Below are 24,180 nucleotides of genomic sequence, written 5' to 3' on the forward strand. Positions count from 1 at the left end.
AAAGGGAGGAGAGAGAAGAGATGAAACGTCGGATATTCATAGGTGCTGTGGGAGCCGCAGCCGTGACGCTGGCCCTGAGCGGGGGAGCCCTGGCGCAGGAGACCGTGAAGATCGGGCTCATCCTGCCGATGACGGGGCCGTTCGCCTCGACGGGTCGGCAGATCGAAGCAGCGGCCAAGCTGTACATGCAGCAGCAGGGCGACATGGTGGCGGGCAAGAAGATCCAGCTGATCGTGAAGGACGACACCGGTGTGGCGGACGTGACCAAGCGCCTGGCACAGGAGCTGATCGTCAACGACAAGATCACCGTCATGGCAGGCTTCGGCCTCACGCCGCTGGCCCTCGCGTCGGGTCCGCTCGCCACGCAAGGCAAAGTTCCGGCCGTAGTGATGGCAGCCGCGACCTCAACCATCACGGAAGCTTCGCCCTTCATCGTGCGCACCAGCTTCACAGCCGCGCAAGCCACCGTCCCTCTTGCCGATTGGGCCGCCAAGAACGGCCTCAAGAAAGTCGTGACCCTGGTCTCCGACTATGGCCCAGGCATCGACGTGGAAAAGTCTTTCACGGAAGTCTTCACCAAAGCTGGAGGCCAAGTAGAGAATCTTCGAGTGCCGCTGGCGAACCCCGACTTCTCGCCCTTCCTGCAGAAGGTGGCGGATGCCAAGCCCGACGCGCTTCTCGCTTTCGTGCCTTCCGGCGTGGGTGCGCAGTTCATGAAGCAGTTCGTGGAGCGCGGCCTCGACAAGAGCGGCATTCGCCTCCTCGCTGAAGGGAGCGTGACGGACGACGATCTGCTCAACAACATTGGGGATGTGGCTCTCGGCGCCATCAGCACGCATCATTACTCGGTCGCGCATGACAGCCCCGAGAACAAGACGTTCGTGGAAGCCTTTAAGAAGGCGAGTGGCGGCACGCGTCCCAACTTCATGGCGGTGGGCGGCTATGACGGCATGCACCTGATCTATGAAGGCCTGAAGAAGACCAACGGCCAGGGTGGTCAGGCGCTGATCGACGCCATGAAGGGCATGAGCTGGACCAGCCCGCGTGGACCCGTGTCCATCGACCCGCAGACGCGTGACATCATCCAGAATATCTATGTGCGCAAGGTCGAGCGGGTGAACGGGGAGCTCTACAATGTGGAGTTCGCCACGATCCCGAACGTCAAGGATCCGGTCAAAGCCGCCAAGGCTAACTGATCGCACCACACCACAGGCAGCGCCGCAGCACATGCGGCGCTTTTCCTTTATGTATACACCAACCTCGCTCTCGCGCTAATTGCTGCTATGCAGCAACGAAAAAGGGCCACAATAGCACTTCGTATAGTTGTCTTGGCGCCCTGTCTGTATACATTCTGCATCCGTGGAGGAAGACCATGACAGATGCCCGACCATTTCCGCTGAACGCTTGGTACGCTGCGGCCTGGAGCCATGAGATCAAGCATGAGCTCGCTGCCCGGACGATCTGCAACAAGGATATGGTGCTCTACCGTCGCTCGGATGGTCAGGTGGCCGTGCTCGAGGATGCGTGCTGGCATCGCCTGCTGCCTCTCTCCATGGGCCATCTCAAAGGCGACGAGGTGGTCTGCGGGTATCATGGCCTCGTCTTCAATGCTGCAGGCCGCTGCACCTATATGCCGGCCCAGAAGACCATCAATCCCTCGGCTTGCGTGCGCGCCTATCCGGTGGCCGAGCGCCATCGTCTTGTCTGGGTATGGCCCGGCGATCCGGCACTTGCCGATCCAAACAAAATTCCCGATTTCCACTGGAACGACGGGGCTGACTGGGTGGGCGAAGGCGGCACCTTCTACAACCTGAAATGCGATTACCGCCTCGTGATCGACAACCTCATGGACCTGACGCACGAGACTTATGTCCATGCGGGCAGTATCGGCGACGAAGCGATCACCAGCGCGCCCTTCGACGTCACGCATACGGACCGCACGGCAACCGTGACCCGCTGGATGATCGACATCGAGCCGCCGCCGTTCTGGGCCAAGCAGCTCGACAGGCCCGGCGAGCACGTGGACCGGTGGCAGATCATCTACTTCCAGGCGCCCTCGACGGTGGTCGGCGACGTAGGTGTGGCCGTGACCGGAACCGGCGCGCCGCAGGGTGATCGCTCGCAGGGCGTGAATGGCGCGTTCCTCGCCGCCATCACACCGGAAACCGACAAGACCTGTCACTACTTCTGGAACTTCGTGCGAACGTTCCGCAAGGATGACGAGCAGCTCACGCGCGACATCAACAAGGCGCACGTCAACGAGGGTAAAGGCGTCTATGATCAGGATCACGTGGTGCTCGAGGCGCAACAGGTGGCCATCGACAAGAACCCGCGCCTGCCTTTCTACAACCTGAACATTGATGCCGGTGCTCTCTGGGCCCGCAAGCTGATCGACACGATGCTGGAGGCCGAGCATGGGCAGCCAGCTCACGTGCCGAGCGAGGCGGCCGAGTAGGTTCGCGATGAGTAAGCAGGTCGAATGGCGCAAAGGAACCTTGCGCTCGGTGCGGGACCTCACCCCGGACATCCGGCTCTTCGAGATCGAGCCAGAGGGTGAGTTCGTCGCTCCGACGCCGGGGAGCCATATCAATGTGGGGGTGCAGATCGGGGAGCGGCCGGATGTCCGATCCTATTCCGCTGTCGGCCCCTGCACGGACAGGCGTTACCGGATCGCCGTGAAACGCCTTCCCGACAGCCGCGGCGGATCGCTCTACATGTGGAGCCTCTCGCCTGGCGCTCAGCTCAGCATCTCGACCCCTGGCAACCACTTCGATCTCAGCTTGGGACGGCCGGAATACCTCCTGCTTGCGGGCGGCATCGGCATCACGCCGATCTACACCATGGCGCTTGCCCTGGCGCAGGCCGGCGCGAATTTCCGCGTGCTCTATGCGTGCCGAGGCCGGCAGGACATGGCCCTTGCTGATGAAATGCGGGCGCAGGTCGGAGATCGACTGCAGATGTATCTCGATGAAGAGGGAGCTCGTGTCGATCTGGACGCGGAGATCGCCCGGCTTGCACCCGGCGGGGAGCTCTATGTCTGCGGTCCCATTGGGATGCTGGAGGCAGCCAAGCGCGCCTGGCAGAGGAGCGGCCGGCCTGTGGACCAGTTGCGCTTCGAGACTTTCGGCAACAGCGGCCGCTTCGCCACCGAAGCCTTCAAGGTGAAGATTCCACGGCTCGGCATGGAGCTTGAGGTTCCGCCGAACAGGACCATGCTGGAAGCTCTGGAGGCAGCCGGTGTTGCGATGATCTCCGACTGTCGTCGGGGCGAGTGCGGCCTTTGCGCCTTGTACATTGTCGAGACGACCGGGGCGGTCGATCACCGGGATGTGTTCTTCAGCGACGAGGAGAAGGCCGAGAACAGGAAGCTTTGCACCTGCGTATCCAGGGTCGCTGGCGGGGATATTACCATCGACACGGCTGACAGGGCCGCGTGAACGGCCTAGCTTGAACGCGGAAAAGGGATTGAGGGGACCATGATCAAGGCCGCGGAAAATGGCAACGACCGCTCGGTGACGCAGACCGTGAGGGCGCAGCTTGCCCTGCGCGATCTTGTCCTGCGCGGCGAGCTCAATCCCGGCGAACGGGTTTCCGAGCTGCAGATGGTCGAGCGCCTCGGCGTCTCCCGGACGCCTGTCCGCTCCGCGCTAATCCGGTTGGAGGAAGAGGGGCTGTTGGAGGCGATCCCATCCGGCGGCTTCTCCGTCAAGACCTTCTCGGAGAAGGAAGTGTTCGAGGCCATCGAGATCCGCGGGACCCTTGAGGGCCTCGCAGCACGTCTGGCCGCCGAGCGGGGCGTCAGCCGGACGGAGATCCGGAACGCTGCCAACTGCCTTGAGGCCATCGACGAGCTCATGCGTCGCGATACGACGGATATCGATCTTTCGCGTTATGTGGAGCTGAACGCTCAATTTCACGAGATCCTGGTTGGCATGGCTGACAGTCAGGCCCTGACCCGGCAGCTCGAACGGGCCAGCGCGCTGCCCTTCGCCTCGCCCAGCGCCTTGGTTCCTGTTCAGTCACGCTCCCCGGAGATGAATTACATCCTCAGCGTGGCACAGGACCAGCATCACTGCGTTCTTGCCGCCATCGAGCGGCGGGAGGGAGCCCGCGCCGAAGCCATCATGCGCGAGCATGCCCGCATCGCTCATCGCAACCTGGAACGCGCACTGACAAACCAGAGGGACATGGATCTCGTGCCTGGTTCCGCACTCATCAAGAGGCGCATCCGCGCCTAACATGCAAAGGCGAATACGCTAGAGAGAAAGAGAGAGAAGCACATGCGACGTCGGACATTTATGCGTGCTGCAGGAGCAGCCGCCGTAACGCTGGCGCTGAGCGGGGCAGCGTTAGCACAGGAGACGGTGAAGATCGGCCTCATCCTGCCGATGACGGGGCCGTTCGCCTCGACGGGCCGGCAGATCGAGGCGGCGGCCAAGCTGTACATGCAGCAGAAGGGCGACACGGTCGCAGGCAAGAAGATCCAGCTGATCGTGAAGGACGACACCGGTGTGGCGGACGTGACCAAGCGCCTGGCACAGGAACTGATCGTCAACGACAAGATCGCCGTCATGGCAGGCTTCGGCCTCACGCCGCTGGCTCTCGCACCTGCGCCGCTGGCCACGCAGGCGAAGGTTCCGGCCGTGGTGATGGCTGCTGCTACGGCTACCATCACGGAAGCCTCGCCGTTCATCGTGCGCACCAGCTTTACCCTGCCACAAGCCACCGTGCCCATGGCGGATTGGGCCTCGCAGAACGGCATCAAGAAGGTCGTGACGCTGGTCTCCGACTATGGTCCGGGCATCGATGCGGAGAAGGCGTTTACTGGAGCGTTCACAGCCAAAGGCGGTCAGGTAGAGAACCTGCGGGTGCCGCTGGCGAACCCGGACTTCTCGCCCTTCCTGCAGAAGGTGGCGGATGCCAAGCCCGATGCGCTGTTCGTGTTCGTACCCTCGGGCATCGGTGCGCAGTTCATGAAGCAGTTCGTGGAGCGTGGACTCGACAAGAGCGGCGTCAAGTTGATCGGACCCGGCGATGTCACCGACGACGATATTCTGAACGGCATGGGCGATGTCGCTCTCGGTGCTATTACGACGCAGCATTATTCTGCGTCCCATGACAGCCCTGAGAACAAGGCCTTTGTCGAGGCGTTCAAGAAAGCCAATCCCAACATGCGGCCGAACTTCATGGCGGTGGGCGGCTATGACGGCATGCACCTGATCTACGAGGGCCTGAAGAAGACCAATGGCCAGGGCGGTCAGGCGCTGATCGACGCCATGAAGGGCATGAGCTGGACCAGCCCGCGCGGGCCGGTGTCGATCGACCCGCAGACCCGCGACATCATCCAGAATATCTATGTGCGCAAGGTCGAGCGGGTGAACGGGGAGCTCTACAACGTGGAGTTCGCCACGATCCCGAACGTCAAGGATCCGGTCAAAGCCGCCAAGGCCAACTGATCTCACCACACCACAGGAAGCGCCGCTGAAGGGCGGCGCTTCCCTTAAGTTTTTCGGAGAACGCGGTGCTCACCATTCTCTTCGATGGCATTGCCTACGGCATGCTGCTGTTCGTGCTGGCATGTGGCTTGGCCGTCACGCTCGGCCTGATGAACTTCGTCAATCTTGCCCATGGCGCCTTCGCCATGGCGGGCGGGTACATCACGGCCGTGCTCATGAATCGGAGCGGGGTGCCCTTCCTGGCAACCCTGCCGCTCGCCTTCATCGGTCCTGCGCTCCTCGGTCTGGTGCTTGAGAGAACCCTCTACAAGCGGCTCTATACCCGCAGCCATCTCGATCAGGTGCTGTTCTCCATCGGGCTTGTCTTCATGGCGGTCGCTGCCATCGACTACAGCTTCGGCTCGCAGCAGCAGCTGATCCAGCTGCCGGGTTGGCTCCAGGGCCGCATCGATATTCTGGGCGTTCAGGTTGGCCTCTACCGCAGCTTCATCATCGTCATCTGCGGCGCGCTCGTAGTCGCCCTGCAGCTGATCCTGACTAAAACCCGTTTCGGCAGCCGCCTGAGGGCTGCAGTAGATGACCCTCGCGTCGCGCGCGGGCTCGGCATCAATGTGAGCCTGATCTTCGCCACGACCTTTGCCTTCGGTTCCGGACTTGCGGGCCTGGGCGGCGCACTCGGCGCGGAGATCCTCGGTCTCGACCCGACATTCCCGCTCAAGTTCATGATCTACTTCCTGATCGTCGTCACCGTCGGCGGTACGACAAGCATCACTGGGCCGTTTCTGGCCTCGCTCCTCCTCGGCATCGCCGATGTGGCCGGCAAGTACTACGTGCCGAGCGTCGGCGCCTTCGTCATCTACACGCTGATGATCGTCGTTCTCGTTCTGCGACCGCAAGGGCTCTTCGAACGTGCACGCTGATCCAACAGGACCTGAAACCATGTCGACGAACATCGCCGATTACGTCAGAACCACCCTGGTCCGAAGAGGGCGATGGAAGATCGGCGAAATTCTTTTTTGGCTGATCGCCGCTGCGACCCTGTACTTCCTGCCCGAGCGCCATCTGATCATGAACGAGATCGCGATCATCGGTCTCTTCGCACTCTCTCTCGATCTCATCCTCGGCTATGCCGGCATCGTATCGCTCGGCCATGCAGCCTTCTTCGGGCTGGGAGCGTACACGGCCGGAATCCTGGCGAGGGATGGGATTGCGGATCCACTGCTGGGGTTGGGAGCTGCAGCAATCGCCGCGGCGATTCTGGGCTTCGTGACCAGCTTCCTCGTGCTGCGTGGTTCCGATCTGACCAAGCTGATGGTGACGCTGGGCGTGGCGCTCGTCCTCGGGGAGGTTGCCAACCAGGCCTCGTGGCTCACAGGTGGCGCGGACGGTCTCCAGGGAATTACCATGGGTCCCATCCTCGGGCTGTTCGAGTTCGATATCTTCGGCACGACGGCCTATGCCTATAGTCTCACGGTGACCTTCCTGCTCTTCATTATCGCGCGCAGGATTGTCGTTTCGCCCTATGGCCTCTCGCTGCGCTCGATCCGCGACAATCCCCTGAAAGCCCGTGCCGTCGGTATCCCGGTCAATCGTCGCCTCGTGGCAATCTATACGCTTGCGGCAGCCTATGCGGGCGTGGCGGGCGCCCTGCTGGCGCAGACCACGCAATTCGTGTCGCTTGACGTCCTCGCCTTCCATCGTTCTGCGGACGTGATGCTGGTGCTCGTGATCGGCGGCGTCGGTTACCTTTATGGCGGCCTCATCGGGGCCATCATCTTCAAGGTGCTGCAGGATGTTATCTCGGCTTGGACGCCGCAATATTGGCAGTTCTGGATCGGGCTGATCCTGGTCATCATCGTGCTCGCCGGGCGCGAGCGCCTGATTGAGCGGGTAAGGGTGCTGTGGAAGGGCATAGCTGGCCGCGCGGCCAAGAGCCCTGAGACGCTGCCGAAAACGTCCGCCCGGGAGGTATGACATGACGATCGCTCTCGAAACCAAAGGCCTCGTTAAGCGCTTCGGCGGCCTCGTGGCGACGGATAACGTGTCATTCAAGCTGGAGCAGGGCGCACGCCATGCGCTGATCGGCCCCAATGGCGCCGGCAAGACCACGTTCATCAACCTGCTCACCGGTGTCATCAAGCCGACGGCCGGGCAGATCTTCCTCGAGGGTCAGGAGATCACGGGGCTGCGCCCGGAACTGCGGGTGCAGCGTGGACTTGCTCGCACCTTCCAGATCAACCAGCTCTTTCCGGCCATGACCCCACTTGAAACCATCGGCCTTGCGGTTTCCGAGCGCACAGGTGGGGGGCGCGACTGGTGGCGCGTGACAGGGAGCAAGCGAGAGATCATCGTCGAGATCGTCGAGATCGCTCAACGCTTCCGCCTCACCGATGTGCTGGACGAGCGAACCTCGAACTTGGCATACGGCAAGCAGCGTCTTCTGGAGATTGCGGTGGCCTTCGCCTGCAGGCCACGCGTGCTCCTTTTAGACGAGCCAGCCGCCGGGGTGCCGGAGGCGGAGCGACACGACCTGCTCGCGACTGTGGCGGCGCTGCCGCGGGATGTTTCCGTCCTCCTGATCGAGCATGACATGGATCTAGTCTTCAGCTTCGCCGACCGCATCACGGTTATGGTCAACGGTGCGCTGTTTACGGAAGGCACAGTCGAGGAGGTCTCGACCGATCCAAGAGTCCGGGCTGTCTATCTCGGGGAGAGCGTCGATGAGTGATCTTCTCACCTTGCAGAAGGTTTCCGCAGGTTATGGCGATGCGGTCGTGATCTCGAACATCGACCTGCGCCTCAAGTCCGGCGAATCTCTTGCCGTGCTCGGCCGCAATGGCACGGGAAAGACGACGCTCCTCAATACCATCATCGGCGTGACCCGCCAGCGTGGCGGCTCGATCGTGTTTGATGGTCGGGACCTGACGACGATGCGCTCCGACAAGCGTGCGCACGCCGGCATCGGCTGGGTCCCGCAGGAGCGTAACATCTTCAAGTCGCTGACAGTGGAGGAGAACCTTACGGCAGTGTCCCGTCCAGGGCCCTGGAACGTGAGCCGCGTCTATGAGATGTTTCCCCGTCTCAAAGAGCGCCGGACCAATCTCGGGAATCAACTCTCCGGCGGCGAGCAGCAGATGCTCGCGGTCGCCCGCGCACTCGTTCTCAATCCCAAGCTTCTGCTCCTGGATGAGCCGACGGAAGGGCTTGCGCCCATTATCATCGAGGAGCTGCTTGCAGCACTGACGCGGATCATCCGCGGGGAGGGCATGTCGGCCATCGTCGTCGAGCAGCATGCGCAGAAAATTCTCGGCGTGACCGACAGCGCGCTCATTCTCGACCGGGGAGCCATCGTTCATGCGAGCTCGAGCCGGGCTCTCATCGAGGATCCGGCGGCTCTCGAACAGCACCTGGGTGTCACGGCGAAGAAGAAGCCGATGCGCGCCGCATCTCACTGAAGCAACTCATTGGAGGATCGATCCATGCAACGTACCAAACCGCCTTTCCGCGCCGACATGGTCGGCAGCCTTCTGCGCACCGCGGCCCTGAAGGAAGCCCGTCACAAGCACCATGAGGGTGAGATCAAGAGCGAGGTCCTAAAGGAGGTCGAGGATCGGGAGATCCGCGCGCTCATCAAACGCCAGGAGGAGATCGGCCTGCAGGCCGTGACCGACGGCGAGTTCCGCCGAGCCTACTGGCATTTTGACTTCCTGGAGCACCTCGACGGCGTCACGTCTGTCGAGGCCGATTCCGGCATGAACTTCAAAGGCGGCGTCGGCATTGCGAAGGCGCTGCGCGTGACCGGAAAGGTCGGCTTCTCGGGCCGTCATCCGATGATCGACCATTTCCGTTTCGTGAAGGACAACACGGGTCGTGTTGCCAAGATGACGATCCCCGGCCCGAGCATGCTGCACTACCGCGGTGGGCGGAAGATGATGAACATGGGCGTCTACCCGAACATGGACGACTTCTATGCCGATGTCGGCAGCGCCTACAACAAGGCCGTGCACGCCTTCTACGACGCAGGCTGCCGCTATCTTCAGCTCGACGACATCTCGTTTGCTTATCTCTGCGATCCCGACCAGCGCGAAATGCTGCGCCAGCGCGGCGATAACCCGGAGAAGCAGCCCGAGATCTATGCCGGCATGGTGCGCGAGGCGCTCAAGGACAAGCCGGATGATTTAACGATCACCATGCATCTCTGCCGCGGCAATTTCCGTTCCACCTTCATCGCCTCCGGCGGCTACGAGCCCGTAGCCGACGTGCTGTTCAACAGTATGCCGGTCGACGGCTACTTCATGGAGTGGGACACGGATCGTGCTGGCGGCTTCGAGCCCCTGCGCTTCCTGCCGAAAGGCAAATCCGTCATTTTGGGTCTCGTGACTTCCAAGACCGGCGTTCTCGAGAAGAAGGACGACATCAAGCGCCGCATCGACGAAGCTGCTAAGTATGTTGACCTCGACCAGCTCTGCCTCTCGCCGCAATGCGGTTTCGCCTCCACTGAGGAAGGCAACACGCTGGCCGAGGAGGAGCAGTGGGCGAAGCTGCGCATGATCGTCGAGATCGCCGAGGAAGTCTGGGGCAGCCCCGGCTCCGGCGCCAAGAAGGCAGCCTGATCATCAGCTGGGGGCCCGGATGCTAAGCGCTCCGGGCTCCCGTTCTGCAGGCTCCCTGAAGCGAGAGACATGACGATGCAAGACGAACCTGTGCTCGATCTCGCTCATCTTGGGCATCTTGAGCTACTGACGCCGAAGCCGGACGAGAGCCTGCGCTTCTTCGTCGACGTGCTCGGCATGACAGAGAGCGGCCGGCAGGGTGACTCCGTCTACCTTCGCGGATGGGACGATTACGAGCGGCACTCGCTCAAGCTGACCACCTCGAAGAAGCCTGGCATGGGCCACATGGCTTTTCGGGCCCGGAGTCAACAGGCGCTGGAGCGGCGGGCCGCCGCTCTCAAGGGTTCCGGCTATGACATCGGTTGGACGGACGGAGACCTGGGGCACGGCCCGGCTTTCCTGTGCCGCGATCCTGACGGACATGCAATCGAGCTTTATTACGAGACCGAGTGGTATGTGGCTCCGCCTGAACTGAAGCCCGCGCTGAAGAACCAGGCTCAACGTTTCCCGGCACGTGGCGTCAACGTGCGCCGCCTTGACCACCTAAACTGCCTAGCGTCCGACATTCGCGCAAACCGCATCTTTTTCGAGGATTATCTCGGTTGCCGCCTGACCGAGCAGATTGTCCAGGATGACGGAGCCGAGGCCGGCATGTGGATGACGCTCACGAACAAGAGCTACGACTTCGCCTTCACCCGCGACCACACGGGAGCCAAGGGACGCTTTCACCACCTGACCTATGCCCTCGACAGCCGGGAGGATGTCCTCCGGGCTGCCGACATCTTTCTCGAAGCGGGTGTGCCCATCGAGTCCGGACCGCACAAGCACGCAGTCCAGCAGACCTTCTTCCTCTATGTCTATGAGCCGGGCGGCAACCGCATCGAAGTCTGCAATGCGGGAGCCCGCCTCATCCTCGCACCAGACTGGAAGCCCATCGTCTGGACCGAGGAGGAGCGCAAGAAGGGTCAGGCCTGGGGGATGAAGACGGTCGAGTCGTTCCACACCTACGGAACACCGCCTGTTGAGGATGTGGGCTGAGCCTGATCGTTGATCAGTTCCAAGCCGTCACGCAGGCGAACACCATGATCTGATGGTGAGGTAAGAGAAACTTCTGCGCTCCGTCAGGAGTGACAGGAACTCGTGGTACAAAGATCATCTATGGGGCTGGTATCACGGCGATCCTCTGCCTGGACATGAACAAGTAGTAGCTGACGGGTGCCGCCTCTGGATTGGAGAAGCTGTAGGTCGATGTCACATCGAAGCGCAACGCGTCACCGGGCTCCATGTAAAATGTCTCATCACCGATCTTGACGACAAGCGGCCCACTCGGAGAGAAAATCAACTTGCGGGTCGGCACAGGATAAGGAGAGAGCTGGCCTGTTGATTGTAATCCGGGCAGAACGTGTCGAACCAATTCGATGTCGTCACCCTCTGCAGGCGAGAAAACGGCCTCCCGCTCGAAGCCCGTCGAGGGATCCCGAAAGTGGCTACGACGGTTGGCGCGTTGCAGTTGAATAGCGGCAGACTGGGCTTGCTCGCCAAGCAATGCGGAAAGGCTCACGCTGAGCCCGGCCGCGATACGAACAAGAATCCCGACAGTCGGCATCTTTTCCCCGCGTTCGATCTTCGAAATCATCGCCCGGCTGACTTGGGCCCGTTGGGCCAGCATTTCCAGGGTCAGGCTTTGTGTCCGGCGAAGTTCTCGCAGGCGCAATCCAAGAACTGCCAGCAACTCCTCACCGGATTCGCTGCTACCCTCAGTCTCTTTGATCATGGGAGGGGGTATATGCATAAGATCGAGCCTACCAGAGATGACATAAAGTGAACGGACTTATGCTTTGAGCACTTATCACTTGCAACCATCACGGCCATGAAGATGCAGGCGGGGCCCTGACTTCATCACCTGTCCGTCGAGGGTACGCCCCACGAACTGCTCGGCCAGTCGTGCCGCTTCCATCAGGCGCGTAAGATCCAAGCCTGTTTCGATGCCTATTTCATGGAGCATGTGAACCATGTCCTCTGTGCAGACATTTCCGGCGGCGCTGGGCGCAAACGGGCATCCTCCCAACCCGCCGACGCTGCTTTCGAAGCGCACGATCCCCTCCTGCAGTGCGACGAGCACTCCCACAAGTCCCAAACCTCGCGTATTGTGGAAATGAAATGCCGGATCAAGTTCCGGCAACCTCTCCCTCAGTGCTTCGGCGAGCGCTTGAATCTGGCGCGGTGTAGCCATTCCAGTGGTGTCGCAGAAGCTCATTCGTGAGACGCCGAGTTGCTGAATTCTACCTGCAAGGTCGATCACCTCCTCAACCGGTACATCGCCCTCGAATGGACAGCCGAATGCAACTGAGAGCGATACATCAATCCGAGCTCCGGCAGCAGAAGTCGTTGTGACAACTTCGCGCAACTCTGCCAGGGACTCGTGAGAGCTTCGGTTGAGATTGCGTACACCATGTGTGTCGGTGGCTGAGAGAACGAACACCAGCACATCAGCTTTTGCCGCTAAGGCACGTTCGGCGCCACGAATATTGGGGACCAATGCCTTGAGTTCTACTCCAGGTGTGTGGCCAAGCGCAGCAAGAACGTCTGCAGCATCGGCCAGCTGCGGTACGCGCGCTGGAGAGACAAAGGACGTCACCTCCAGACTGGTGTGGCCCGCATCGATCAGCGCCTTGGCCAATGCCAGCTTCTCGTCCGGGGGGAGAATGCGCTTCTCGATCTGCAAGCCGTCGCGGAGGCCGACTTCGGTGATTGACACGCGGTCGGGTAAACGGCCCACGGCTCAGATCGTCCCGGTTTGCGAAAGGCGATCCAACTGAGCCTCATCCATGCTTAGCAGACCGCAATAGACTTCCCGATTGTGCTCTCCGACTGCAGGGCCAGCCCAGCGGACCTGACGTGAGGCGAGGCCGAACATAGGCACGGTTCCGGGATGAAGCACGCGGCCCAATTTGGGATCCTCCACCCACTGCACCATCCTGCGCGCGTTATATTGGTCATCCTCCGCGATATCCGCAGCCGTATAGACGCGGCTGGATGGAATATCGGCTTCGGCTAGCCGGCGCTCAAGAGACCTCGCGTCGTGCAGCCGGGTCCACGCGGTAATCTCGGTCTCGAGAGCATCAACGTTCAGGCAGCGAGCGGGATTGTCGAGATAGCGGGGGTCTTGCGCCAGCTCCGGCCGCTCCATCGCACCGCAGAGGGTTCGGAACAGCGCATCTGAATTGGCCGCGATTAAGACCCAGCCGCCGTCAGAAGTCGGGAACGCATTCGTGGGCGCAGCGGTGCTGATGCGTCCACCCGAGGGTTCGCGCACGAGGCCCGTGGCGCCATACTCTGGCAGCACGCCTTCCATAACGCTCAAAACAGACTCGGTGAGGGCTACGTCCGCGACCCGGCCGCTGGGTGCCTTGGACCAGAGACCCGCCAGGACTGCTATCGCGGCATAAAGGCCGGCCAGTGAATCGCCGATGCTGATGCCCACCCGGACGGGAGGCAGGTGGGTCGTGCCGGGCGTATGGTTCGAAAGATGTCGCAGTCCGCCCAGCGCTTCTCCGATCGCGCCAAAACAGGCCCGGTCGGCCAGTGGCCCTGTCAGCCCATAGCCGGAGACGTGGCATATGACCAAGTCCTCACGGATCTCGTGCAGCCGCGCGTCATCGAAGCCAAGTCTTGCCAGTTGTCCAGGCCGCAGATTCTCTACCAGGGCATCCGACTTAGCCACCAGCTCCTTGAGGAGCGAGCGGCCTTCCTCGGACTTCAGGTCGAGCGTGATGCATTTCTTGTTCCGGCCATGGACCGACCACCAGTAGCTATGTCCATCATGAGCCGCTCCCCATTTGCGTACTGGGTCACCGGAAACCGGAGGCTCGACCTTGATCACCTCCGCGCCTAAATCAGCCAGCAGCCGCGTCGCGAAAGGCGCGGCAATGTAGTGACCGATCTCCAGAACCCGCAGGCCTTCCAGCGGCAGGCTCTCGGCTTTAATCGGTTGAGTAGCGGTCATCATGGTTCCAGCTTACGGCGATCCGAGCCGCTCGACGACGCGCTCGGAAGAATCGCGATGATTTCACCGACGATGCCCTTGCGAAACAGCATGACGCAGGTGATGAAAGCGAGGCCGATGAAGATGCTGACAGGAATCGCCGTCGAGGCCATGTAGTTCTGGATTGTCAGAACGAGCGCGGCGCCAATGACAGGGCCGAGGAAGGTTCCGACCCCGCCCAGCAGCGTCATGAGGATCACTTCTCCCGACATCTGCCAGGCAACGTCTGTGAGCGTCGCAATCTGGAAGACGAGGACCTTGAGCGACCCGGCGAGCCCCGAGAGTCCGGCCGAGATCACGAAGACCGTCAGCTTGTAGCGGTTGGTATGGTAGCCAAGCGACAAGGCGCGCGGTTCATTCTCGCGGATGGCGGTCAGCGACGCGCCGAATGGTGAGTGAATGACCCGCCAGATCACCGCCATGCCGAGCAGGAAAACGGCCAGGACGAAGTAGTAGAGAGACAGATTGTCGGAGAGCGACACGATTCCGAGGAAGTCGGGACGAGGCACGCGCTGGATGCCATCCTCGGCATTCGTGAATGGCGCCTGGAAGAAGGCGAAGTAGGCCATTTGCGAGAGCGCCAGCGTCGTCATGGCAAAGTAGAAGCCCTGCCGGCGGATTGCGATGATGCCCATGAGAAAGCCGGTCACTAGGGCGAAGGCGACGCCGATCATGAGGCCGGAGCCTGCCCCGAAGCCCCACACCTTGAGGGCATGCGCAGTGATATAGGCTGCTCCTCCGAAGAAGGTTGCATGGCCGAACGCCACCATGCCGCCATAGCCCAGGACGAGATTCAATGCCGCGGCGAAGAGGCCGAAGCACAAGAGCTTCATCAGGAAGACGGGATAAAGGAACAGGGGTGCTATGGCCAGGAGCGCTAGGCTCGCAAGCAGCAGAACGATGGTGAGGTGCTTGCGCCGTTGCTGAGGAATTGGCAGCGATGCGGAGGCCATGGTGATCACTCCCCTTTTCCGAAAAGTCCGCGTGGGCGCAGGAAGAGCACCACAGCCATGATGAGGAATGGCACGAGATTTGCAGAAGGCGGCCAGTAGACCTTCGCCAGCGCTTCCAGCGCGCCCAGCATCAGCCCGCTGACGATGGCGCCGGTGATCGAGCCGAGGCCGCCGATGATGACCACCGCAAACACGACGATGATGAGGTTGGCGCCCATCAGTGGACTGACCTGAAAGACCGGCGCGGCGACGACGCCCGCAAAACCGGCCAGAGCTCCGCCGAAGGCGTAGGTGCATGTCAGGACGAGAGGGACGTTGACGCCGAAGACTTCGAGCAGGCGGCTGTTCTCCGTCGCGGCGCGGAGCTTCGCGCCTAGGGAAGTGTATTCGATGATCAGCCAGGTCAGCAGGCACAGGAGAAGCGAGGTTCCGATGGCGAACGCACGGTAGTGCGGCAGGAACATGAAGCCGAGATTGCTCGTGCCGCTGAGGACGTCCGGCACCTGGTACGGCTGTCCCGCCACGCCGAAGTAGAACTGGAGCAATCCTTCGATGAGCAAGGCGATTCCGAAGGTCAGCAGCAGTCCGTAGAGCGCATCGAGTCCATAGAGCTTTCTCAGGAGCGTTCGCTCCAGTACTGCGGCGAGCGCAGCGACGATCAGGGGAGCGATGACAAGGCAGGCCCAGAAGCTGAGGCCGGCGTAGCTGGTCAGAAGGAAGGCCGCGAAAGCTCCCACGGTATAGAAGGCGCCATGGGTGAAGTTGACCACGCGCAGCAGCCCGAAGATCACACCGAGTCCGAGGCTGAGAAGCGCGTAGAACGCGCCGTTGAACAGGCCGATCACGAGCTGAGAGGCCAATGCCACGAGAGGAACGCCGAAGATCATTGTCACGGCCTATACTCCGATCAGGCTGGAGACGGTTTCGAGACGCGCATCGAGATCGCGGGCAGGGAAGTCGTCAACCACTCGCCCTTCCTCCATCAGGTAGAAATGATCCGCCAGATGGCGCGCGAAATGAAAATTCTGCTCCACCAGCAGCATGGTCAGGCCATCCTTTTTCAGCGTGTTCAGGACGCGGCCGATGTGCTGGACAATAACGGGCGACAACCCCTCGGTCGGTTCGTCGAGCACGAGAAGCTCGGGGCCGGCCCTCAGCACGCGGGCGATGGAGAGCATCTGCTGCTCGCCGCCTGATAGGGTCCCGCCCGCGGAGCGCCGCCGCTCCTTCAGATTGGGGAAGAGATCGAAGATCCGCTCCAGGCTCATGCCGCGATCGCTGATCTTCGGCAGCAGATCGAGATTCTCCTGAACCGAGAGCGACGCGTAGATGCCGCGCTCCTCGGGAACGTAGCCGATGCCCGTATAGGCGATGCGGTGACGCGGCATGCCGATCAGTTCCGTCCCGTTCATGCGGACGGAACCCGTGGCTCGCGACAGAAGTCCCACGATGCCGCGCAGTGTCGAGGTTTTCCCGACACCGTTCCTTCCCAGGATGGCGATGGTCTGGGCGCGGGGAACCGACAGGTTGACCCCGTGCAGGATATGACTCTCGCCGTACCAGCCTTGGAGATTCTCGATCCAAAGCAGGGGATCATACCTCATAGCCGGCTCCGATATAGGCTTGGCGCACTGCCGGGTTGTCGCGGATCTCGCTGTAGGTGCCTTCCGCCATGACTTCGCCGCGCACCAGAACGGTGACCTTGTCGCAGAGGCTCTCGACGACCGAGAGGTTGTGCTCGACCATCACCACAGTGCGATCCTTCGCAACGCTGCGGATCAGCTCGACGATCATCGGGATGTCTCCCGCCGACATACCGGCAATCGGCTCGTCGAGAAGCAGGACCTTCGGCTCCATGGCCAGAGTGGTGGCGATCTCAAGAGCGCGCTTGCGCCCGTAGGAAACCTCCGAGCAAAGCCGGTCCGCCAGTGGCGTCAGTCCGACGCGATGGAGCAGCCGATCGGCCTCATCGTCGAAGCGACGCAGAACGCGCGATGGCTGCCAGAATTGATGGCTGGAGCCATGGCGGCGCTGCAGAGCGACACGCACATTCTCGCGCAGGGTCAGGCCTGGAAAGACAGAGGAGATCTGAAAAGATCGGCAAAGACCACGCAATGCAACGTCGGCAGGCCCCTTGCTCGTGATATCTTCGCCTTTGAGGAAGATGCTGCCTGATGTTGTGGAATGAAGCCGGGTCAGGAGTCCGAAAAGCGTAGTCTTTCCCGCTCCATTTGGGCCGATCAGGGCATGGATGCTGCCTTCCCGCACCTTGAGATCGACGTTCCTGACGGCGAAGAATCCGCCGAAACTCTTGCTGACCTGCCGGGCCTCGAGAACGATGCTCATCGGGTCGCCGCTCCGTCGCGTGGTGTGAACTTGGTAAAGAGGGGTTTTGTGGTGGCGAGCGAGGGGCGATCTTTCAGTGCTGCAACTAAAGCGGAAAGGTTCGTGCGCTCTGCGGAGTCGAAAGCGCCGCCAAACCGCATCTGCAGGTATTCCACGACGATTACCGGAAGAAAGGCCGCAATCCCGGGCCGGCTCAGCAATGCGTCGCGCTGCTCAAGGATTAACTGCTCCAGCCGGTCCAGGCTGCGGTGCATGGCGTCCTGCCGCCGGCGAGCGACAGAGGAGGAATCAAAGGCCGTATCGCCGACCGATCCCGAGGTCACCATGCGCCCGGCCATGATGGCGGCGGCGGCGTCAATGATGCCGAAGCAAATGCCGGCGAGTTGGCGCTGGGCTTCGGTTTGGAACCAAAGACGTTCTGACTCGCCCGAGCGGCGCGCTGCGAAGTCCGCGATCAGGAGCGACTCCGTTATTGTTTGCCTGCCGCTATCGTCATCCGGTCCGAGAACCAGAGCCGGAACCCGGCCGGCCGGATTATGCTCCAGCAGTTCGGGAGGATTCTGCCAGGGATCCAGGATGACGATCTCCAGCCCCTCAAGATGAGCCTCAAGGCACATGACGCACGCCAGGCGCGCGTAGGGAGATGTCGGACTGACATAGAGTCTCATGAGAGATCTCCATCATCTTGGACCTGCTCTGGCGAGCAGGTCCAAGCGGTTCTAAGAGGTTGGAGGTGGATGATCTCGCCCAGCGGGATCACTTCACGAAGGGGCAGCCGCTTTCCTTGGCAGTGCGGAACAAGCCCTCGGCCGGGATCTTGGCGACGATCTTGTAGAGGTCGTTCGGCCCCTTCGATTCCGCAGGAGTCTTCACCTCGACCAGCAGCATGTCATAGGTCACGCGGCCGTTTGCCTGAATACGCGGGTTTTCCCAGATGCCGGTGGTGATGGGGAGTTCCCGCATCTTCGCCGCCACCTTGTCCGGATCCTCCGTGCCGGCCGCTTTCACCGCTTCCAGGTAGTGCGTGACCGCGCCATAAGCGCCCATATGGCCCATGGTCGGAGTCTTGCCGCCATTCTTCGCCATCATTCTCTTGGCGAGCGCGCGAGTCTTGTCGTTCAGGTCCCAGTAGGTCGAGACCGACATGCGCATGCCCTTGGAGGCAGCGAGGGTCAGCGCCTCGATGTTGTTCTCGTAGACCATCATGGCGGCGAGCTTGCCGCCGACGCCGAACTGGCCTGCCTGCTTTACCGTGGTCTCAAGATCGGTGCCTGCATTGGCCAGACCGATGATGTCGGCACCCGAGCCCTGCGCCGTCAGCAAGGCTGAGGCCATGTCGTTGGAGTTGAGCGGGTGCAGGGTCTGTCCGAGCACCTTGCCGCCGGCAGCCTGGATCGACTTGGTGGCGTCAGCGATCAGGGTGTGACCGAACACGTAGTCGGCCGCAATCAGGTACCAGGTCTTCTTGCCTTCCCCGACGATTCGCGTGGTCACGGCACGCGAGAGTTCCTGCGTTGAAGGCGCAAACTGGAAGCCGTAGGGCGAGCACTGCGCCTCCGAGAAATTCGGTGCGTAGGCGCCGCTGGCGAGCGTAAACACCTTCGCCTCGGCGGCCCGCGCCTGTGCGGCAAGTCCGACCGCGCTCGATCCGCCAAGGGTCATGGCACGGATGCCCTGCTCCTGGATGTAGCGTTGGGCTTGGGCTGAGCCCACATCGGGCTTGTTCTGATGGTCCGCCTGCACGATTTCGATGGGACGACCCAGTACCTTGCCGCCTGCATCCTCAACCGCCATCTGCACGGCCAGCAGCGTACCGGGTCCTCCGTTGGCCGCGAAGATGCCGGACATGTCATCGAGCACCAGGATCTTCAGCGGCCCTCCCTGAGCGACTGCCGCCATGGGTACGGCCGTCGATAGAAATGCAGCACTCAGCAGTGTCTTCCACTTGTTCTTCATATCTTCCTCCCTCTAACTTCGGCAGGTTCTGCGGATATTCTCTCCGCGCGACGATGGGACCGCCTGCCAAGTCCCTCTCAATTTCCAAACCGTTCAGCCTGCCCTGGGCAATTCGCTGCCTCTATTGCAGGGTGAACGGGTTGGAAATTCTCGATTTCGGATTGATGAAGACGCTCTTCGCCTCAAGGTATTCGTAGATTGCGGCCTTGCCGTTCTCACGACCGATCCCCGAAGACTTGAAGCCTCCGAACGGCGCCATGTAGCTGACGACGCGATAGGCATTCACCCAGACGGTGCCTGCCCGCAGCCGACGCGGCATCGTGATCGCCCGCTCCAGGCTTTGGCTCCACATTCCGGCCGCCAGCCCGTAGGGCGTGTCGTTGGCAAGCGCCACTGCTTCGTCATCGGTTCGGAACTTGAGAACCGAAAGAACCGGTCCGAACACCTCTTCCCTCGCAATGCGCATCGTGTTGTCGACACCCGTGAAGATGGTGGGCTCGACGAACCAACCCTCCTTCAGGCCGTCGGCATCGGGGCGCTTGCCGCCGAGTGCGCAAACCGCTCCCTCCGACCGGGCGATGTCAATGAATTCCAGCGTCTTCGCCAACTGCGGTTCGGTCGCGATGGGACCCACATCGGTGGTGTCGCTGCGCGGGTCGCCAAGGCGCGCCTGCCGCATCCGCTCCACCAGCTTCTCGACAAAGCTGTCGTGAATGCTCTCGTGAACAATGAGACGCGAGCCGGCCATGCATGTCTGCCCCGCTGCCGCGAAGATGCCCGAAATGACGCCCTTCACCGCTGCATCGAGATCAGCATCCTCGAAAATGATGTGAGGCGACTTGCCACCGAGCTCCAGCGACACACGCTTGAAGCTCTCCGCCGCCGCGCGGGAGACTAGCCGCCCTCCGACGTCGGATCCCGTGAAGGCGATGCGGTCCACCAGCGGATGTTCCGCCAGCGCAGCGCCCGCTTCATGGCCGAAGCCGGTGACCACATTGACCACGCCGGGAGGGAAGCCCGCCTGTTCGAAAAGCTCGAGGAAGGCCAGCATCGAAACGGATGCATGCTCAGACGGCTTGATGACGACGGTGTTGCCGGCCGCAAGTGCGGGCGCGAGCTTCCATACGGTTAGGAGAAGCGGCGAGTTCCAAGGAGTGATCGCCCCGACAACACCCACGGGCTCGTAGCGGATGTAGTGGAGCATGTCCCCTTTATCGATCGGCGTCACTGCGCCTTCGATCTTGTCTGCAAGCCCACCATAGTATTGGAACCAGCGCGGAATGTAGCGCATCTGCCCCAGCATCTCGACCATGAGCTTGCCGTTGTCCCGCACCTCGAGTTCGGCCAGGCGCTGGGCGTTCTTCTCGATGAGGTCGGCGAGACGATACATGAGCATCCCGCGATCGCTCGCGATCATCTTCGACCACGGGCCTGACGTGAATGCAGTATGGGCGGCCTGGACTGCGCAATCGACATCGCTGGCATTGCCACGCGGGAGCCGCGCCCACGGTTTTCCGCTATACGGATCCTTCGTTTCGAACCAAGCTCCTGATGAAGACCCGCACCACTCGCCTCCGATCAGCATTCGGAAGTCCTGGAGCGGCGATGTTCCGACGATTGAGGATCCCACGACACTCTCCCGTTCAGGCTGCAGTGGGATGATCCGTAGGCTCCGAACCGTGCCCCACCGACTTATGGTTCATTATTATGTTGCCATGTCTACCATGGTAGAAATCAGCTGAGCAATAGAGAAAATCTCCTATAGTGGATTTTGTGAGCAGGGCGCCTGGGAGATGGGGTGTTATAAACTACAGGTTGTGGTTATAGCCTGCTGAGGTCGAGCGCTCTAATGAGACGAGAAATTTTCAGGAGAAGCCCAAGGTGCAAGAGTTCAGTCTTAATCCCAAGTCTTCAGGGCTTCCGTGATGTCGCTTCAGCTTCAGCTGTGCGACCGAGCCAGATCAGGAAGACGACACATGAGCACCAACTATATCTGGCCCTGCCGCCGCAGAGCATGTGCTCATGCGGCGGCCAGACTGCTTTAAGTCTTTATCGTCCCCAGCGCAGAACAACCGGATCGAGACGTTTTGCAATCTCGATGAGACCTTTTCTGGTCTCAGGATGCAGAGGCTGTAGGGGATGGCGCACCGCTTCCGAGCGGATCACGCTACCTTCCTTCATCAGCACCTTGGCAGCTGAGAGCCCGCACTGCCTGTTCTCGTAGTTGATCAGCGGCAGCCAGCGCTCATAGGCTGCTGCCGCTTCCTCACGATCACCGGCAAAGTATGGGTCGATGATCTGGCGGATGCCGTCCGGATAGGCGCCGCCCGTCATGGCACCCGTGGCGCCTGCATCGAGGTCGGCCATCAGCGTGATGGCCTCCTCGCCATCCCATGGGCCCTCGATGGCGTCGCCCCCGAGCGCGATCAGATCCCGCAGCTTCGCGGCGGTGCCAGCCACCTCGATCTTGAAGTAGGACACGTTGGCGATTTCCTGCGCCATCCGCGCGAGAAACGGCGCCGACAGGGACGTACCGGCCATCGGCGCATCCTGTATCATGATCGGGATGCTGATCGCGTCCGAAACTTGCCGGAAGAACGCGTAGATGCCCGGCTCCGACACCCGCAGAGTCGCGCCGAAGAAGGGTGGCATGATCATGACCATCGCCGCGCCTGCCTCTTGCGCGCGTCGGCTGCGCTCGGCGCAGATCTCAGTCGAGAAGTGGCTGGTGGTGACGATGACCGGGACGCGTCCCGAGACGTGCTCGAGCACCGTCGTCATTACGGCGTCGCGCTCATCGTCGCGCAGCAGGAACTGCTCGGAGAAATTCGCCAGGATGCACAGACCGTCGGAGCCCGCATCGATCATGAAGTCGATGGCGCGCTTCTGGCCTTCCAGATCAAGGCGGCCGCTGTCGTCGAAGATGGTGGGCGCTACCGGAAACACACCACGATAGGGGCGGGTGGAGCTGCTGCCGGTTGCAGACATGATCTTTTCCTTCATGATGGCAGTGTCATTCTCTAGTGGTTGTCACGCGGAACAGGTGAGCCGGTGCGACCCACCAGGAAGTCCAGATCGACCCCTCGGTCGGCTTGCAGGACATGATCGACATAGAGCTTGGCCCAGCCGCGCGTCGCGTGCGGCTCGGGCGCTACCCATGCAACCTGCCGGCGCTCCATCTCGTGCGACTCCACATGAAGATGCAGGCTGCGGGCTGGCACATCAAGGGTAATCAGGTCGCCGTTCTGCACCAGCGCCAGCGGTCCGCCGGCGGCGGCTTCCGGCGCCACGTGCAGCACCACGGTCCCATAGGCGGTGCCCGACATTCGCGCATCCGAGATGCGGATCATGTCGCGAATGCCCTTTTTAAGCAGCTTCTGCGGCAAGGGCATGTTGCCGACCTCAGCCATGCCGGGATACCCCTTAGGGCCGCAGTTCTTGAGCACCATGATGCAGGTCTCGTCGATATCGAGATCCTCGTCATCGATGCGGTGATGCAGGTCTTCGATCGTCTCGAACACGACCGCGCGGCCCGTGTGCTGCATCAGTTCCGGAGAAGCCGCCGAGGGCTTGATGACGGCGCCATTGGGAGCAAGGTTGCCTTTGAGGATGGCAATGCCGGCTTCCGGCTTGAAGGGCTCCTCGAAGGAGGTGATCACCTCCCGGTTCCAGCACGGCGCATCCCTGACGTTGTCCCAGATCAGCTTGCCGTTGACGGTCAGCGCATCCTTGTGCAGAAGACCGCGCTCACCGAGCGTGCGCAGGACGACCGGCAGGCCGCCGGCATAGTAGAAGTCCTCCATCAGAAAGCGGCCGGAGGGCATGAGGTCGACGAGGCAGTGGATGTCGCGCCCGAGCCGGTCGAAGTCATCGAGGGTGAGATCGATGCCGACGCGACCGGCAATCGCCAGCAGGTGCACCACCGCGTTGGTCGAGCCGCCAATCGCCGCCAGCGTGCGGATAGCGTTCTCGAAAGCCTCGCGGGTCATAATCTTGGAGAGGACGAGGTCTTCGTGCACCATCTCGACGATACGTCGTCCTGACATGCGGGCTAACTGGTTGCGACGGGCATCGCTTGCCGGAATGGCGGCATTCTCCGGCAGGCCGACGCCCAGCGCCTCGACCATGGAGGCCATGGTGGAGCCCGTGCCCATGGTCATGCAGTGACCGGCCGAGCGGTTCATGCCGCCTTCCGCCTCATGGAACTCCTCCAGCGTGACTTCGCCGGCGCGCAACTGCTCGCTCATGGAGATGATGTTGGTGCCGGACCCGATGATCTTGCCGCGATAGACCCCACGCAGCTGCGGCCCACCGGAGACACCGATGGTGGGCAGGTCCGCCGAGGCTGCGCCCATGAGGAGGGCTGGAGTGGTCTTGTCGCAACCCATGAGCAGGACGACACCATCGAGCGGATGGGCACGGATCGCCTCCTCCACATCCATGGCCGCGAGGTTGCGGAACAGCATGGCGGTGGGACGCATGGTCACCTCGCCCAGCGAGGAGACCGGGAACTCAAGTGGGAAGCCGCCGGCATCGAGCACGCCGTACTTCACGTGCTCGGCGATGGTGCGGAAATGCGCGTTGCAGGGGGTGAGCTCGGACCAGGTGTTGCAGATGCCGATGACGGGGCGACCGTCGAACTGGTCCTGGGGGAAGCCGCTGTTCTTGAGGAAGGAGCGGTAATAAAACCCCATCTTATCCTGGCGCCCGAACCAAGCCTGGCTGCGGAGCTGGCGTTTCCTGTCTTCGTTCATCGTGCTCGCCTTTGACACGCTATCGCACCCAACCGGATGGGCAGTGACCCCACGACT

General features: G+C 61.7%; 23 protein-coding genes. 11 read left to right on the top strand and 12 right to left on the bottom strand.

Annotated features, from left to right (window positions below):
* The first annotated feature begins 20 nt into the window (after positions 1–20).
* The 11 genes from VB618_RS04595 (at position 21) to VB618_RS04645 (ending at position 11,107) form a co-directional block, all read left to right on the top strand.
* Positions 21–1,196, top strand: coding sequence for an ABC transporter substrate-binding protein (locus VB618_RS04595; RefSeq protein ID WP_329795372.1), 1,176 nt, complete (start codon positions 21–23; stop codon positions 1,194–1,196).
* A gap of 176 nt (positions 1,197–1,372) precedes the next feature.
* A complete protein-coding gene (locus tag VB618_RS04600) occupies positions 1,373–2,455 on the top strand; it encodes an aromatic ring-hydroxylating dioxygenase subunit alpha (protein ID WP_329795374.1) in 1,083 nt (360 codons plus the stop codon).
* A 7-nt stretch (positions 2,456–2,462) separates the two neighbouring features.
* On the top strand, positions 2,463–3,437 hold the full coding sequence (locus VB618_RS04605; protein ID WP_329795375.1) for a PDR/VanB family oxidoreductase: 975 nt from the start codon (positions 2,463–2,465) through the stop codon (positions 3,435–3,437).
* Positions 3,438–3,476: 39 nt separating this feature from the next.
* A complete protein-coding gene (locus tag VB618_RS04610; protein ID WP_329795376.1) occupies positions 3,477–4,238 on the top strand; it encodes a GntR family transcriptional regulator in 762 nt (253 codons plus the stop codon).
* A 60-nt stretch (positions 4,239–4,298) separates the two neighbouring features.
* A complete protein-coding gene (locus VB618_RS04615) occupies positions 4,299–5,456 on the top strand; it encodes an ABC transporter substrate-binding protein (protein WP_329795377.1) in 1,158 nt (385 codons plus the stop codon).
* A 65-nt stretch (positions 5,457–5,521) separates the two neighbouring features.
* A complete protein-coding gene (locus tag VB618_RS04620) occupies positions 5,522–6,376 on the top strand; it encodes a branched-chain amino acid ABC transporter permease (protein WP_329795378.1) in 855 nt (284 codons plus the stop codon).
* A 19-nt stretch (positions 6,377–6,395) separates the two neighbouring features.
* Positions 6,396–7,430: a branched-chain amino acid ABC transporter permease gene (locus VB618_RS04625; protein WP_329795379.1), complete on the top strand. Its 1,035-nt coding sequence runs from the start codon at positions 6,396–6,398 to the stop codon at positions 7,428–7,430.
* Position 7,431: 1 nt separating this feature from the next.
* Positions 7,432–8,184 (top strand): ABC transporter ATP-binding protein, encoded by a 753-nt coding sequence (locus VB618_RS04630; protein ID WP_329795380.1) that lies wholly within the window; start codon positions 7,432–7,434, stop codon positions 8,182–8,184.
* A complete protein-coding gene (locus VB618_RS04635; RefSeq protein ID WP_329795381.1) occupies positions 8,177–8,911 on the top strand; it encodes an ABC transporter ATP-binding protein in 735 nt (244 codons plus the stop codon). The genes VB618_RS04630 and VB618_RS04635 overlap by 8 nt, the downstream gene beginning before the upstream one ends.
* Positions 8,912–8,935: 24 nt before the next feature.
* Entirely contained in the window at positions 8,936–10,069 is a 1,134-nt protein-coding gene (locus VB618_RS04640; RefSeq protein ID WP_329795382.1) for a 5-methyltetrahydropteroyltriglutamate--homocysteine S-methyltransferase, read from the top strand.
* 75 nt (positions 10,070–10,144) lie between these two features.
* Positions 10,145–11,107 carry a catechol 2,3-dioxygenase gene (locus VB618_RS04645; protein WP_329795384.1) on the top strand — a complete coding sequence of 321 codons (963 nt, stop codon included), beginning with the start codon at positions 10,145–10,147 and terminating at the stop codon, positions 11,105–11,107.
* Positions 11,108–11,225: 118 nt separating this feature from the next.
* On the opposite strand, the gene VB618_RS04650 is transcribed toward VB618_RS04645, so the two are convergent.
* From VB618_RS04650 to VB618_RS04705, 12 genes are all read right to left on the bottom strand, one after another.
* Positions 11,226–11,843: a helix-turn-helix domain-containing protein gene (locus tag VB618_RS04650; protein WP_329795386.1), complete on the bottom strand. Its 618-nt coding sequence runs from the start codon at positions 11,841–11,843 to the stop codon at positions 11,226–11,228.
* Between the two features lie 75 nt (positions 11,844–11,918).
* Positions 11,919–12,848, bottom strand: a complete 930-nt coding sequence (locus VB618_RS04655) for a hydroxymethylglutaryl-CoA lyase (RefSeq protein ID WP_329795387.1) — start codon at positions 12,846–12,848, stop codon at positions 11,919–11,921.
* A gap of 3 nt (positions 12,849–12,851) precedes the next feature.
* Positions 12,852–14,075 carry a CaiB/BaiF CoA transferase family protein gene (locus VB618_RS04660; RefSeq protein WP_329795388.1) on the bottom strand — a complete coding sequence of 408 codons (1,224 nt, stop codon included), beginning with the start codon at positions 14,073–14,075 and terminating at the stop codon, positions 12,852–12,854.
* Positions 14,075–15,067: a branched-chain amino acid ABC transporter permease gene (locus VB618_RS04665; protein WP_329795389.1), complete on the bottom strand. Its 993-nt coding sequence runs from the start codon at positions 15,065–15,067 to the stop codon at positions 14,075–14,077. Before VB618_RS04665 ends, VB618_RS04660 begins: the two co-directional genes overlap by 1 nt.
* Before the next feature lie 5 nt (positions 15,068–15,072).
* Positions 15,073–15,960 carry a branched-chain amino acid ABC transporter permease gene (locus VB618_RS04670; RefSeq protein WP_329795390.1) on the bottom strand — a complete coding sequence of 296 codons (888 nt, stop codon included), beginning with the start codon at positions 15,958–15,960 and terminating at the stop codon, positions 15,073–15,075.
* A 3-nt stretch (positions 15,961–15,963) separates the two neighbouring features.
* Positions 15,964–16,671: an ABC transporter ATP-binding protein gene (locus VB618_RS04675; protein ID WP_329795391.1), complete on the bottom strand. Its 708-nt coding sequence runs from the start codon at positions 16,669–16,671 to the stop codon at positions 15,964–15,966.
* Positions 16,661–17,413: an ABC transporter ATP-binding protein gene (locus VB618_RS04680; RefSeq protein ID WP_329795392.1), complete on the bottom strand. Its 753-nt coding sequence runs from the start codon at positions 17,411–17,413 to the stop codon at positions 16,661–16,663. Before VB618_RS04680 ends, VB618_RS04675 begins: the two co-directional genes overlap by 11 nt.
* On the bottom strand, positions 17,410–18,081 hold the full coding sequence (locus VB618_RS04685) for a glutathione S-transferase family protein (protein ID WP_329795393.1): 672 nt from the start codon (positions 18,079–18,081) through the stop codon (positions 17,410–17,412). Before VB618_RS04685 ends, VB618_RS04680 begins: the two co-directional genes overlap by 4 nt.
* Before the next feature lie 88 nt (positions 18,082–18,169).
* Entirely contained in the window at positions 18,170–19,369 is a 1,200-nt protein-coding gene (locus tag VB618_RS04690) for an ABC transporter substrate-binding protein (RefSeq protein ID WP_329795394.1), read from the bottom strand.
* Positions 19,370–19,490: 121 nt separating this feature from the next.
* Positions 19,491–20,954, bottom strand: coding sequence for an aldehyde dehydrogenase (locus VB618_RS04695; RefSeq protein WP_329795693.1), 1,464 nt, complete (start codon positions 20,952–20,954; stop codon positions 19,491–19,493).
* Between the two features lie 464 nt (positions 20,955–21,418).
* Complete coding sequence (locus tag VB618_RS04700) at positions 21,419–22,357, bottom strand: dihydrodipicolinate synthase family protein (protein WP_329795395.1); 939 nt, start codon at positions 22,355–22,357, stop codon at positions 21,419–21,421.
* Positions 22,358–22,389: 32 nt separating this feature from the next.
* The gene (locus VB618_RS04705; RefSeq protein ID WP_329795397.1) at positions 22,390–24,123 is read right to left on the bottom strand and encodes an IlvD/Edd family dehydratase; all 1,734 of its coding nucleotides are present in this window, start codon (positions 24,121–24,123) and stop codon (positions 22,390–22,392) included.
* Positions 24,124–24,180 lie beyond the last annotated feature (57 nt).

This window comes from Microvirga sp. CF3062, from assembly GCF_036314045.1.
GTDB lineage: Bacteria > Pseudomonadota > Alphaproteobacteria > Rhizobiales > Beijerinckiaceae > Microvirga.